The sequence below is a fragment of the Streptosporangium sp. NPDC050284 genome, assembly GCF_044459525.1.
In the GTDB taxonomy this organism is placed as follows: Bacteria; Actinomycetota; Actinomycetes; order Streptosporangiales; family Streptosporangiaceae; genus Streptosporangium.
Genome location: NZ_JBITIZ010000002.1, coordinates 171,333 through 184,958, shown reverse-complemented (window position 1 = coordinate 184,958; position 13,626 = coordinate 171,333). Strand labels below are relative to the sequence as shown.

Sequence of the window (13,626 nt, the reverse complement as noted above, 5' to 3'; positions counted from 1 at the left end):
CCTACGCGCCGGAGGCGACTATTCCGCGGCCGCCAGCTTGGCCAGGCGGTTCTCGTACATCCGCACGACGACCTCGCGGTCCGCGGTGGCCCGCTCGTAGGTGAGCAGCTCCCGGATCTGCTCGGCGGTCCTGCCACGCATCCGCGCCCGCAGGGACGCGACCGTCAGCTCCGAGTAGCCGGGCAGAGGCTCGGCGGGTGTGGCGGTTTCCGAGGAGGACTCCGCCGCCGTGGTGGTCGTCTTCGAGGAGGGGCCGGCCGCGTCGGCGGCCTCGGGTGCCGCGACCCTGGTCCCGGTCACCTCGACCACCGCGGCGTCCGTGGCCCCGGGCTTCGCGGTGTCTACCTTGGTCACCTCGACCTTCACCGCCGCGGGGGTCTCCACCTCGGCCGGGGTGCCTTCCCCAGCGGAGGCCGTGGCCCTCGTCAGGGTGCCGCTCTCGGCGCTCTCGGCCACGGTGTCCGCGGGGGCGGCCTTGGCGGTCGCCTTGCGGGTCCTGGTCGTCCTGGCCTTCGGAGTGGTGGCCTCGGTGGTTTTGGGAGCCTCGGGGGCTGCGGCTGCGGCTGCGGCTGCGGCGACCGGGGCCTTGGCCTTGGCCCGGGTGGCCCTGGGCTTCTTGGCGGGGGTCTCGACGACCGCGTTCGCCTCCGCTGCCGGAGTCTCCGCGCCCTTGACCTCGGGGGCCTCGGGGGTCTTGGGTGCCTTGGCGGTCTTGGGAGTCGAGGTCTTGGCGGCCTTGGGAGTCTCGGCGACGGCCGGGGTCTCCGAGACTTCCGGGGCGGCCGGTGCTTCCGTGGCCCTCACCTCGGCGGTGTCCGAGGGCTCCGTGGCGACGACCTCGGCGGGCTTCGCCGGGGCGGGCTCGGGCTCCGGAGCCGGGGCGGGCTCGGGCTCGGGAGTCGAGGCGGTCTTGGGCTCCGGAGTCGGGGCGGGGGCCTCGGTGGTTCCGGTAGTGGCAGGGGCGTCGACGACCTCGGAAGCCTTGACCTCGGGGGCGTCGCCGGCCTCGGCCTTGACCTCCGGGGCCTCGACGGCGGGGGCCTTGACCTCGGGCGAGGAGGGTGTCGCGGTGTCGGGCTTGGTGGGGCTGAAGATGACAGGGTCGGGGGTGGTCTTCGTCCCGTTGCGCTCGGTGGAGGGAGCGCTCGCGGCCTTCTCCGGACGCGGTGCGAAGATGACGGGCTCGCGACGGGTGGGCTTCCCCGCCTGCTCCGTGCTCTCCTCGCCGCTCTTCGTCGGCTGGTCGCCGACCGTCCCTGTGGGCTCCTCGGCGGTCTCGCCCTGGCCCGAGGTTCCCTTGAACCTGGTCCGGACGCGGTCACCGAGGAGCAGGGCCTGGCCGACCCCGCTCAGTGCGCTCTGCAGCATGTGCAGCGGCAGGTCTTTTGCTTTTTGTGTGACATTGCGAATCATGTCGGGGACTGACATATCGTCTCCCTGGGAGGTCTGTATCGAGAAGGCTAGTGTGACAAGACTTGTGCCGCATGAGCTTGTGGGACGTATGGGCAGTCTCGCGGGCGTGTCCACGTAGCATATGAGCATGACTTCAGACACCCCCGCGACCCGACGCGTACTAGTGGCGAAGCCCCGTGGTTACTGTGCGGGGGTCGATCGTGCGGTCCAGGCCGTGGAGAAGGCGCTGGAGCAGTACGGCGCCCCGATCTACGTACGTAAGCAGATCGTCCACAACACCCACGTGGTCAAGACGCTGGAGCAGCGCGGGGCGATCTTCGTCGAGGAGACCGAGCAGGTGCCCGAGGGCGCGATCGTCGTCTTCTCCGCCCACGGCGTCTCTCCCGCGGTCCACCAGGAGGCCGCCGACCGCGGTCTCAAGACGATCGACGCCACCTGCCCCCTGGTGACCAAGGTGCACAACGAGGCCAAGCGTTTCGCCTCCCAGGACTACGACATCCTCCTCATCGGTCACGAGGGCCACGAGGAGGTCGAGGGCACCGCGGGCGAGGCGCCCGACCACGTCCAGCTCGTCGACGGCCTGCACTCGGTCGACACCCTGCGGGTCAAGGATCCCGAGCGGCTGGTCTGGCTGTCGCAGACCACGCTGTCGGTGGACGAGACGACCGAGACGGTCTCCCGGCTCAAGGAGCGCTTCCCCAACCTGATCGACCCTCCGAGCGACGACATCTGCTACGCCACCCAGAACCGCCAGGTCGCGGTCAAGGAGATCGCCGCCCAGGCCCAGCTGGTCATCGTCGTCGGCTCCGAGAACTCCTCCAACTCCAAGCGGCTCGTCGAGGTCGCCCTCGACCACGGGGCCGAGGCCTCCTACCTGGTCGACGACGCCTCGCTCATCGACGACGCCTGGTTCGACGGCGTCACCACGGTCGGCGTGTCGAGTGGCGCCTCGGTGCCCGAGGAGCTCGTCGCCGAGGTCCTGGCCCGTCTCGCGCGAAACGGGTTCGGGGACGTCGAGGAGGTCGAGTCCGTCCGCGAGAGCGTGCGCTTCGCGCTCCCGCACGAGCTGCGCAGGGACCTGCGCGCCACGGTCTGACGTCGCGTCATCCGCCTGGGAGGTCGAGTCCGTCCGCGAGAGCGTGCGCTTCGCGCTCTCGCCTGAGGACCCCTGCCACCCTGAGGACCCCTGCCACGCTCCGGCCGTCCGATCCGATCGGACGCCTCATGCGAGGCCCTGGCCCGGCAGCCTTCTCCGCGGTCTGGGAGATCCCGTCACGGGCGAGCCCCCGCGCCCGGCCGCTACTGCCCCTCGCGGGGGGTGCCGTACACCCTGGGCTCGAAGTATCCCTCGGGCTCGGGGGCGAAGGCCCTGCCGTCGCCGCCGTCGCCGTCGCCGCTCCTGGGGCGGGGCACCGAGGCCTTGGAGGTCCTGAGCTCCTCGCGCAGCTCTTGGACGCAGCGGGTGAGTCCCCGGCGCCAGGCGATGACCAGCACCAGGAACGAACCGCCGAACAGCCACGGGGCCCCCTGCGACAGCGCGGTGTACATGCCCAGGCCGAAGGCCTGCACGGGCGTGGACGCGAACAGGGATCGGATCGCCTCGATGAGCGCGGTGGTCACGAAGAAGAGCAGGGGCGGGGACACCACCAGCGACAGCAGGTCCCTGCGGTTCACCAGCGACGCGGCGGCGACGCAACCGGCGACGAACGCCGCCCCGGTCAGTGCCGCCACCCCGGTCAGCGCCTGCAGCACACCGCCCACCAGCGTGGACGCCAGCACGAAGGCCAGTGCGCCCCGAACGGTCAGCCGGATGCCCGAGGCCCGGTCAAGCTCACTCATGCGATCACCCCGCCGACCGGCTGCACGCCGCCTCGCTCGTCCACCACTCGCCCCCTGACCTTGACCACCGCGGCCCCCGGCGCCGTCGCCCTCGCTATCTCCAGTGTCCGGCCGCAGGAGCCCCCGAGGGAACAGTTTCAGGGCAGGTCGTTGGTCAACCTACCGTTCAGGCGGGATACGAGAGGCGGGCTTGGCTCCTCTCGCGCGAGGAGTTCGGGTGAGGTCAGGGCGCGCGGCAGGTCCTCGACCGCCTGTGGCGTGTCCAGGTCGCTCTCGACCAACCCCAGGTCGTTCAGCTTGCGGGCGCTCACCAGCACCCGGGTCTCCAGCGAACCGACCGTCCTGTTGTACGACTCCACGGCCCGGCTCAGCGAGCGGCCCAGGGCGTCGACGTTGCGTCCCATGCTGCCCAGGCGCTCGTACAGCTCCTTGCCGACCTCGAAGATCGCCCGTGCGTTCTCGCCGAGCGCGGCCTGCTGCCAGGCGTACTGCGCGGTGCGGAGCATGGTGATGAGTGTGGTCGGTGTGGCGATGTGGACCCGCCGTCGCATGGCGTACTCCAGCAGGGCGGGGTCGCGTTCCAGCGCGGGGGCGAGGAACGCCTCGCCGGGGATGAACAGCACCATGAACTCGGGTGCCGGGCTGAACGCCTGCCAGTAGGGCTTCGAGGCCAGCCGGTCGACGTGGTCGCGCACGTGCCGGGTGTGGGCGTCGAGCCGGGCCGAGGAGTGGTCGGGGTCGGCCGACTCGGCGGCCTCCAGGTAGGCGGCGAGCGAGACCTTGGAGTCGACCACGATGTTCTTGCCGCCGGCGAGCCGCACGATCATGTCGGGTCGCAGGACGCCGTCCGGCGTGGTGACGCTCACCTGCTCGTCGAAGTCGCAGAACCGCTGCATGCCGGCGATCTCGGCGACCCTGCGGAGCTGGAGCTCGCCCCATCTGCCCCGCGCCTCGGGCCGCTGCAGGGCCCGTACCAGCGAGTTCGTCTGGGCGCGGAGCTGCTCGTTGCTCTCGCGGACGATGTCGATGTGCTTGGCCAGCTCGGCGTGGGCGGCCCGCTGGCCCGCCTGGGTGTCGCGCAGCTGCGTCTCGACGCGGGCCAGGGTGTCCTTCAGCGGCTCGATCAGGTGCTCGACGGCCTGCTTGCGCTGCTCCAGCTCCCCGGCGGCCTCGGCCCGGTTGGCGGCGAGCCTCGTCTCCGCCAGCTCCAGGAATCGCAGGTTGTTGACGTCCAGCGCCCGGCTCGACAGGGCCTGGAACCGTTCGGAGAGCTGTCCCTCGATGTAGACGACCTTCTCTTCGGCGATCTTCGCGCGGGCCTCGGCGTCGGCGAGGCGGGCCATGACGTCGGCGGCTCCCGAGGAGGAACGCGCCCGGCCCAGCAGGAAGCCGATCGCGAGTCCCGCGGCGAGGCCCACCGCGAGCTGGAAGGAGAGAGCCATGACATCCACCCCGGCATGATTCCAGGCCCGGCCGCTTCCGGCGGTTCCGACACGCTCCTCGGCCCGGAACGGCACGGAACGGCCCGGTTCGCGCCCCATGAGTGACCCGTGAGTGCCAGGTGAGCGCCCTGCGATTCGTACCTGTGACCTGCCCGTGGCGGGTAGCAGTGGGTCATTCCGCGTAAACTCGGCTCACGTGAGCCTGAGCATCGGCATCGTCGGATTGCCCAACGTCGGCAAGTCAACGCTTTTCAACGCGCTGACGAAGACCGCCAACGCCCTGGCGGCGAACTATCCGTTCGCCACCATCGAGCCCAACGTGGGCATCGTCGGCGTTCCCGACCCGCGTCTTGAAAAGCTGGCCGAGATCTTCGGGTCCGCGAAGATCCTGCCGGCGAAGGTCGAGTTCGTCGACATCGCCGGCCTGGTCCGCGGGGCCTCCGAGGGACAGGGGCGAGGCAACCAGTTCCTCGCCAACATCCGTGAGACCGACGCGATCTGCCAGGTCATCCGGGTCTTCAACGACCCCGACGTGACCCACGTGGACGGCGGCGTCGCCCCCGGGCGCGACATCGAGACGATCAACACCGAGCTGATCCTCGCCGACCTGCAGACCCTGGAGAAGGCGATTCCCCGCCTCCAGAAGGAGTCCAGGACCAACAAGGACCGCAAGGCCGCGCTCGACGCGGCGGAGGCGGCGTTCAAGCTCCTCGACGGTGGCGCCACCCTGTACGCCGGGGCCAAGGGCGCGGGCATCGACCCCAAGGACCTGCGCGAGCTGCACCTGCTCACGGCCAAGCCGTTCCTGTACGTCTTCAACCTCGACGCCGACGAACTGGTGGACGAGAAGCTCAGGGCACAGCTGTCGGCGCTCGTCGCACCGGCCGAGGCCGTCTTCCTCGACGCGAAGATCGAGTCCGAGCTCGTCGAGCTCGACGACGCCGAGGCGCTGGAGCTCCTGCAGTCCGTCGGCCAGGAGGAGTCGGGTCTCACCCAGCTCGCCAGGGTGGGCTTCGAGACCCTGGGCCTGCAGACCTACCTGACCGCGGGTCCCAAGGAGACCAGGGCCTGGACGATCCGCAAGGGCGCCACCGCCCCCGAGGCGGCCGGGGTGATCCACACCGACTTCCAGCGGGGTTTCATCAAGGCGGAGATCGTCTCCTTCGACGAGCTCGTGGAGACCGGCTCCATCGCCTCCGCCCGCCAGGCGGGCAAGGCGCGCATCGAGGGCAAGGACTACGTCATGCGCGACGGCGACGTGGTGGAGTTCCGCTTCAACGTCTGAGCGAACGGTCGTCCTCGCCGCGCGCGAACTCCGGTCGAACGGCGTCTTCGCCGCGCACGAACGGTCCGGTGAGCTCTCCGACCTCGAACCGGACGAGCACGTTCGGGTCGGTTGGATCGTGGGCGACGGCATCGTGGATCGTGAACGACGACGTCCCGGCGAATCTCGTCTCCGCGACGGTCGGTGCGCCGGCCCGGCATCGGGCGGGGGCCTGGACGCCTCGTCGGACCTCCGGAACCGGCGGGGCGGCCGACCGTGGAGATCGGCACCGTCCGCCTCGGGGTGGCCGGAACCCCCTCGCGATGGCGGCCGGTGGTGAGGAGGTGTATTTCCAGGGGTTGTGACCCCAGGTGACGTATTTCGTGTTAAATGCGCAGGTCGCGACAGTCAGGGGGCTGTCTGGTTAGCAATGGGTGGCGTTTGAGTAATCACCCCACGCGCTGGCCAGGGGGAATGCGCTTTTCCTCGACCATAGGCCGCATCGGCGCCCTCGTCGAGGTTCCAGACCCGGTTTGCTCAGTCATCATGATGCCTGCAGCATAGGCGTGGCTTTCCTGGAAGAATCGGCGGGGCGGCTAGAGTAAGTGCGTCACCATGGCCAACGGGATCGTCAACAATACGACACCGCACCGGCCGAGGATTGACGCGAGCGGAGGCGTGATGGCTCGAAGGTCGACAGTCCAGCGTGATCCCCGGATCGCTGGCGACCCTGAGCTGTCGTCATATCCGGACTTCCCCGACGATCCCGACCTCGATCGCGCTCCGGCGCGCGGGCGGGGCGTGTCGCGCGGACGCTGGTCCGGTGGAGGCGGACGCTGGCTGGTGTGGGCCGGTCGCGCCGTGCTCTGGGCGCTGATCGTCGTCATCGTCGTGAACGGGGTCCGCGCGCCCTTCGAGCGCTTCACCCAGCAGAACGCGCCCTCGAGCGCCGTGCCCGTCGAGGGAAACGGGTTCCCCACGGTCCAGGCCTCCGCCTTCGCGGCCCAGTTCGCCGAGGTCTATCTGAACTTCGACGGGGCTCGCCTCGCGGAGAGGGAGTCGAGGCTCGCCCCCTACCTGCCGGAGGGCGTCGAAGGGCAGTTCGGCTGGGACGGTTTCGGCAGGATGAGCGCTGGAGCGGTGCAACCGTACGGGATCGAGGTCGTCGACGCCGACAACGCCGTCGTCACCGTGGCCTACCAGTCGGAGAACCGCCGCCAGCTCCTGTCCGTGCCCGTCTACCGCGACCGGGCCGCGGAGAGGTTCGTCGTCGCCGGACGTCCGGGCATCCTGCCCGCGCCGAGGGCGGCCGGCCTGCCGCCCAAGGCCGCACCCGAGCGCGACCGCGACGCCGAGCAGGAGCTGCGCACCCCGCTGGAAGACTTCTTCAAGGCCTATGCGGGTGACACCACCGCGCTGCAGCGCTACGCCGACGCCGGGGTCACCCTGCAGGGATTCGGGGGGGCGTTCACCTTCCTGCAGCTCAAGGACCTCTCCGTGCCCGTCAGTGGGGGAGTCGACCGCGAGGTGACCGCGACGGTCACGTGGGGCGTGCCGTCGAAGGCAGTCCCGTCCACCGACCCAGAGCCCGCCGATCCCGGCCAAATGGGAGGCAAGCTGGAGCAGTCCTACTTGCTCACCATGGTCAAGCAGGGCGACAAGTGGTTCGTCAAGGACATTCGCGGCGCATACCGATCTGTGGCGGGGTAAGCATGATCGAATGGTGCCGATCCACGGTGAGCAGACCCCCCTTGATCGATGAGCCGTCGGTCCGGGTCCCCGCGCACACGCGCCGAGGACCCTTATCCGCTTGGCGGGCACGATCGTGAGTACGGAGGACAAGAAGTGATTCTCAAGACCATGCTGCTGAGCGCCATGGAGCTCGCTCAGCCCACAGCACCTCCGGCGGGCGTCAACACCGAGGGCCTGGCCGACTTCCTCCGCAGCTTCTTCGCGCCGCTCTTCCTGGTCATCGTCTCGGTGGTGGCACTCTTCTTCCTCTTCACCCGTGAGATCACCAGGTTCGTCCAGTTCATCATTCTGGCGATCGCCATCGGAGTGATCTTCTACGTTCCGAACATCATCGAGGTGACTGCCAAGGCGATCGCGGGCGCGCTGGGCATTTCGGGGGGTTGAGACCGGGTTCGAACGGTCAAACAAGGAGAGGCGGAGAGGAGGATCACGTGGATCTGCCCACGTACACCAATATCTGGAGGATCGAGAAGCGGCTCTACAAGCTGTACGACCTACGGCTGCCGATGCCGCTCCCGATCGTCTGGATCGGTGGGTTCGTGGGAGTGCTGGCCCCGTGGTCGCTGCTGCTCTACCTTCTCGGTCTGCCCTTCGCCGCCCCCTGGCACGTGATCTACCTGGTGCCCCCCGGTATCGTCACCTGGCTCTCCACCCGGCCGGTGATCGAGAGCAAGAGGCTCACCGAGCTGCTCCAGTCGCAGGTGCGCTACGTGGGAGAGCCGCGCACCTGGTGCAGGATGGCCCCCCTCTCCGAACCCGCCGAGGTCACGCTGACCGGCCGGATCTGGCGGGCCGCGCCGCAGTACACGGCCGTCAGGGTCAAGGCGTCGCGCAAGGCCCGGCACGCCCAGGCCAAGCGCGCCGCCGCCCGCCGCGAGGTGCGTCCCGCCGTGGCCGCGGCCGCGGCGGCCGCCGCCACCGCGCCCGTCGCCAGGGCCGAGGTTCACGCGCTTCGCCAAGGTGTCGCCCCGGCCCTTGGCCAGACATCGGCCCTTGGTCAGGCTGCGGGCGTCGGTCAGGGCTCGGGCGTCGGTCAGGGCTCGGCCGCCGAGACTTCCCGGGGCGTCGAGACCCCTTGGGCCGTCGAGGCGCCCCCGGTCGCCGTCCCCGCCGTTCTCCCCGTGCCCTCTGCGCTGTCCGGACCCTCCGCGCCGTCTGTGCGGTCCCTGCCCGTCGTGACTCCGGTGTCCGAGCCCGTCGCGTTCGCCGAGGCGGCCGAGGCCGTCGAGTCCGCGCCGGGTACGCCGATCCCCGGCCCTGCCTCGCGACCGCCCGCGGATCATTCCCGCGGACCTTCCGAGGAGCGGGCCGACCGCACTTCGCCGGCCGGATCCGCGGCCGAGGGGAAGGCGGACGATTCGAGGGACGAGACCCCGGGGGCGTCCGGCGCGACCGCGGCTCCGCCCGCTCCGATCGGCACCGAGGCGCTGCGGCGGCTGCGCAGGCTCGCGGCCTCCGCGGAGGCCGAGCGCGCCGCCGCGGCCCCCGCCCCGCCGGTCGTGGCCCCACCGCCGGTCGTACCTTCCGCTCCGGCCATACCGGTCGCGCCTCCCGCGGTGGTCACGCCGCCCTCCGAGGTGATCGTGCCTTTCGCGCCGGTCGAGCGTCCCGACGCGCCGGTCGGGCGACCCGAGGTGATCGCGCCCGCGGCGTCCTCCGAGACCGACGCCCCCACCTCGAAACCCTCCGAGGAACGGCCCGAGGCACCGGCCGTGCCGCAGCCCTCGGCACCCAGGGCACCACGGGAGGAGACCTCCGCTCCGGCCCGTGCGGTGTCCGCCGAGAGGCCGGCCGTCGTGCCCGACCCCGTCAGGAAGCCCTCGGAGCCCGCCCCCTCCTTCGTACCCAGGTTCGTCGGACCGGCGCCGGTCGGGCGCCGCGCCGAGGCGGCCGAGCTCCCGCAGACCGGACAGAGCAGGCAGGACAAGCAGGACAGCCAGGACGAGGAGAGCGCACGGCGTCAACACCGCAAGGGGCAGCCCGCGCCGATCGGGCGCGCGGCGGAGACGGCGGAGACGGCGGAGACGCTGAGGGCGTCGAAGGCGTCGAAGGCATGGCCGCCGGAGCGGCCCGCGAGTGCGCAGGCGGGTCCCGGCGCCCCGGCGGGCACCGGCGTCCAGGGGGGCGGCATGTCGATCCGCGCGGTTCCCTCGGGGCCTGCCACGGCGGATCCGGTCACCCCCGCGGTGCCGGTGACCGGTTCCTCACGTGGCGAGGCCGAGACCAGGGTCCGCCGGGTCGAGTCGGTGGTCGGCCGTGACTCCTCCGGCGGCTGGCGGCGGCTGGCCCAGGTGGTGATCGGGCCCGGCGGTGGCCGTACGGACGGCTCGGAGATCGACGAGGCGCGGGCCAGGGCGGTGTTCAGCGGCAGTCGCCGGGTGGTGGTCCTGGGATGCACCGGCGGCGCCGGGCAGACCACGACCGCGCTCATGCTCGGCCACACCCTCGCCCGCTACCGCGAGGACCGGATTCTCGCGGTCGACGCCAGCACCGGCTCCCACGCCCTGTCCAGCCGGATCCAGGGCGAGTCGCCGGAGACCCTGACCTCCCTGCTCTCCGGGCTCGACAACGTCCAGGGATATCTCGGCATGCGCGCCTACACCAGCCGCTGCGCCTCGGGGCTGGAGGTCCTCGCCGGAGACAGCGACGCCGGTGCCGAGCAGCGCCTGTCCGACCGCACGCTCTTCTCCGACCGGCGGCTCGGCCAGACGATGGACATGCTCGACCGGCACTACAAGGTGGTCGTGATGGACCCGGCCGCGGCTCTGGCCGCGCGGGTCCTCCCTTACGCCGACCAGCTCGTCCTCGTCGTCCCGGCGAGCGAGGACGGGCCGGACGCGGTGGCGATGACCTACGAGTGGCTCGACGGGCACGGTTGCTCCGACCTTCGCCATCGGGCGGTCATGGTGGTCAACGGGGTGAGCCGCCGCAGCATGGCCGACGTGGAGCAGGCGGAGGCGGTCGCGCGGGGCAGGTGCCGGGCGATCGTCCGGGTGCCCTGGGAGGACGCCCTGGCCCCCGGCAGGGCCGATCGGGTGGAACCGTCCCACCTGCGGGCGCCGGGCCGCCGGGCGTATCTCGCCCTGGCCGGTGTCGTCGTGGCGGGCTTCGGAACGGTTCAGGCGGGTCGACCCAGCGAGGAGGAACTAGCCCAGTGATCCCCCGGGCGCGAGGAGATGCGGTGAGCGGGCGAGACGAGGTGCGGGTGGTGAGCGGGCAGGCCGGGGTCCGGATGAGCGGACGCCGTGGAATCCGGATCGGCGAGGGGTCCGGAGGCCGCGGAGGCAGGGCCGCGCGCGCGATGGAGGAGGGGCCGTGAGCCGCGCCTCCCAGGCGCGCAGCCGCCTCGCCGTCCGATACTTCGACGATCGGATTTTGCTGACCGACTCGTCGGTCTGGGCCTATTTCAGGCTTCCCACCGTGAGCTACGAGTTCATCACCCCCGAGGAGCGGGAGGCGCTCGCCACCAACATCACGATCGCGCTCGCCGCCATCCGCATGCCCGACGCCGAGGTCCACCTGCGGGTGGCGCACCGCACCTATCCCGCCGCCGAGTGGGCGATGGCGCTGAACGCCACCTCCGACGAGGGACCGGGCTGGCGCGACTACCTGGAGGACATGTATCGCCACGTCTGGGCCAAGGACTTCTGGACAAAGGAGGTCTATCTCGGCGTGCGGCTCGGCACGCGCGGGCGGCAGCTGGGCACCGGGGTCCTCGCGCAGCTCTTCGGTTTCTACCAGCGCAGTGAGAAGGCCCTGGGCATCGAGGACGACCACGTCCCCAAGGCGGAGATCGCCAAGTGGTCCGAGCAGGCGGAGCGGCTGGGCAGGGCGCTGTCCGCGAGCGCGCTGTACGCCAGGCACGCCACCTCCGTCGAGCTCGCCTGGCTGTTCCAGCACGCCACGACCGGTTCCCTCGGTGACCCCCCGGCCTCGGCCAGCCCCAAGCGCCGGTGGGGACAGGGGGAGATCGAGTCCCTCGTCGAGGGGCAGATCCACAACGGCAGGGCGCTGCTGCGGATCGAGCAGCCGCAGGGCGACTCCTACGTCGCGCACATGTCCTTCGCCCGCTTCCCCGACCTCATGCCCTTCCCCGACGGCGAGCCCTGGATGCACTTCGCCGACCAGCTGCCCTTCCCCGTGGAGATCAGTTCGAGGATGCGGCTGATCCCGCCGGTCAAGGCGAGCAAGGACGTCGCGCGCAAGCTCGCCCACGCCCGTGACATGGACATCCACATCCGTGAGGCGGGCGCCGAGGCGCCACTCGCCCTCGCCGAGCAGATCGACGCGGCCAGGATGCTGGAACACGGCATCACCAAGGAGCGTCTGCCGTTCGTGTACGGCTGGCACCGCCTGATCGTGTCGGCCCCGACCGAGGAGATCTGCGTGCAGCGGGTCGAGGCGGTCGTGGAGCACTACCGCGACATGGGCATCGACATCGTCAACTCCACCGGCGACCAGTTCTCGCTGTTCTGCGAGACGCTGCCGGGAGAGCGGGTCCGGGTGAACGCCTACGCGCAGCGGCAGCCGCTGCGCACCATCGCGGGCGGCATGGCCACCGCCACCGTCGACCTGGGCGACCGGACGGACGAGGGCGGCTCCGGCTGGATGGGCCCGTACGTCGGGGAGACTTTGGGCAGGGCGCGCAGCATCGTGCACTTCGACCCGCTGGTCGCGGCGACGCGCAACCGGCCGACGGCGATCGCCATCACCGGCGAGCCCGGTGGAGGCAAGACCACGCTCGCGCTGCTGATGATCTACCAGATGGCGCTGCGCGGGGTGACGGTCGCGGTGATCGACCCCAAGGGCGACGCCGAGTCGCTGGTGCAGCTGCTGCAGAAGCGGGGCAGGAAGGCGCGGATCATCCCGCTCGGGTCGGCGGCCCCGGGCCTGCTTGACCCGTTCTCGTTCGGTGACGACCTGGCGGCCAAGAAGACGATGGCCACCGAGACCCTGCGTCTGCTGCTGCCTCGCATGTCGGAGGAACGCGAGTCGGCGATGATCCAGGCGGTCGCCGCGGTCTCCAACGGCCATGACCCGTCGCTGGGCAAGGTCGTCGACTTCCTTGAGCAGACCGAGGACGCCGCCTCCAAGAACCTGGGCGCGGTGCTCCGCTCCATGTCGGACATGCATCTGGCCAGGCTCTGCTTCGACCCCTCGGGCGGCGACCAGATCGACACCGAGGGGTGGACCACGGTCTTCACCCTGGGCGGCCTGACGCTGCCCGACGCCTCCACCGGTCGCGACGACTACTCCTACGAGCAGAGGCTGTCGGTGGCGCTGCTCTATCTCGTCGCGCAGTTCGCGCGGGGTCTGATGAACGGCCTGGACCGGCGGACGCCCAAGGCGATCTTCCTGGACGAGGCGTGGGCGATCACCTCCACCCCCGAGGGGGCCAAGCTGGTGCCCGAGGTCAGCCGGATGGGCCGCTCCCGCAACACGGCGCTGGTCCTGGTCTCGCAGAACGCCGGAGACCTGCTGAGTGAGCAGGTGACGAACTGTCTGTCGTCGGTCTTCGCCTTCCGCTCCACGGAACGGGTCGAGGTGGAGCACGTGATGGCGCTGCTCGGGGTCGAGCCCTCCGAGGAGCACAAGGCGGTGCTGCGCTCGCTCGGTAACGGTGAATGCGTCTTCCGGGATCTGGACGGTCGCGCGGGCCGTATCGGGGTGGACCTGATCTCGGACGAGCTGCTGCGCTGGCTCGACACGAATCCGACCCACGACAAACCCGACGAGAAAGTGCATGATCTTCCTGGGGGCGACAGAGTCGGTAGGCCGGGGGCTGCGGCGCTGGAGGTGCGGTCATGAAAGGCTCCCTTAAGGGATTCGATGGCTTTCGCGGGAGACGGCCACTCGGAGGGCCGAAGGGTCTCCGCGGGCTTCGTGAGGTCCGTGAGTTCCGCGGTCTCCGTGGGA

10 protein-coding genes are annotated in these 13,626 nt (G+C 70.7%); 7 read left to right on the top strand and 3 right to left on the bottom strand.

What is annotated here, in order from left to right; all coding sequences use genetic code 11:
• Positions 1-18 precede the first annotated feature (18 nt).
• Positions 19-1,428, bottom strand: a complete 1,410-nt coding sequence (locus ACIBH4_RS05185; RefSeq protein WP_362764075.1) for a hypothetical protein — start codon at positions 1,426-1,428, stop codon at positions 19-21.
• 112 nt (positions 1,429-1,540) lie between these two features.
• Here ACIBH4_RS05185 and ACIBH4_RS05180 point away from each other — a divergent pair, with 112 nt between their 5' ends.
• Positions 1,541-2,509 carry a 4-hydroxy-3-methylbut-2-enyl diphosphate reductase gene (locus ACIBH4_RS05180; RefSeq protein WP_362509611.1) on the top strand — a complete coding sequence of 323 codons (969 nt, stop codon included), beginning with the start codon at positions 1,541-1,543 and terminating at the stop codon, positions 2,507-2,509.
• 203 nt (positions 2,510-2,712) lie between these two features.
• Here ACIBH4_RS05180 and ACIBH4_RS05175 read toward each other — a convergent pair whose 3' ends face one another.
• Both ACIBH4_RS05175 and rmuC read right to left on the bottom strand, forming a co-directional pair.
• Positions 2,713-3,252, bottom strand: a complete 540-nt coding sequence (locus ACIBH4_RS05175; RefSeq protein ID WP_362764078.1) for a DUF6542 domain-containing protein — start codon at positions 3,250-3,252, stop codon at positions 2,713-2,715.
• Positions 3,253-3,389: 137 nt separating this feature from the next.
• Positions 3,390-4,694 carry a DNA recombination protein RmuC gene (gene rmuC, locus ACIBH4_RS05170; RefSeq protein ID WP_362509617.1) on the bottom strand — a complete coding sequence of 435 codons (1,305 nt, stop codon included), beginning with the start codon at positions 4,692-4,694 and terminating at the stop codon, positions 3,390-3,392.
• Positions 4,695-4,890: 196 nt separating this feature from the next.
• Here rmuC and ychF point away from each other — a divergent pair, with 196 nt between their 5' ends.
• From ychF to ACIBH4_RS05140, 6 genes are all read left to right on the top strand, one after another.
• A complete protein-coding gene (ychF, locus tag ACIBH4_RS05165; protein ID WP_362509620.1) occupies positions 4,891-5,979 on the top strand; it encodes a redox-regulated ATPase YchF in 1,089 nt (362 codons plus the stop codon).
• Positions 5,980-6,639: 660 nt separating this feature from the next.
• Positions 6,640-7,668 carry a conjugal transfer protein gene (locus ACIBH4_RS05160; protein ID WP_362509623.1) on the top strand — a complete coding sequence of 343 codons (1,029 nt, stop codon included), beginning with the start codon at positions 6,640-6,642 and terminating at the stop codon, positions 7,666-7,668.
• A gap of 150 nt (positions 7,669-7,818) precedes the next feature.
• Positions 7,819-8,094: a hypothetical protein gene (locus ACIBH4_RS05155; protein ID WP_362510052.1), complete on the top strand. Its 276-nt coding sequence runs from the start codon at positions 7,819-7,821 to the stop codon at positions 8,092-8,094.
• Positions 8,095-8,141: 47 nt separating this feature from the next.
• Entirely contained in the window at positions 8,142-10,868 is a 2,727-nt protein-coding gene (locus ACIBH4_RS05150) for a TcpE family conjugal transfer membrane protein (RefSeq protein ID WP_362764081.1), read from the top strand.
• Between the two features lie 23 nt (positions 10,869-10,891).
• Positions 10,892-11,029 (top strand): hypothetical protein, encoded by a 138-nt coding sequence (locus ACIBH4_RS05145; RefSeq protein WP_362509629.1) that lies wholly within the window; start codon positions 10,892-10,894, stop codon positions 11,027-11,029.
• Complete coding sequence (locus ACIBH4_RS05140) at positions 11,026-13,518, top strand: ATP-binding protein (RefSeq protein WP_362509632.1); 2,493 nt, start codon at positions 11,026-11,028, stop codon at positions 13,516-13,518. Before ACIBH4_RS05145 ends, ACIBH4_RS05140 begins: the two co-directional genes overlap by 4 nt.
• Positions 13,519-13,626 lie beyond the last annotated feature (108 nt).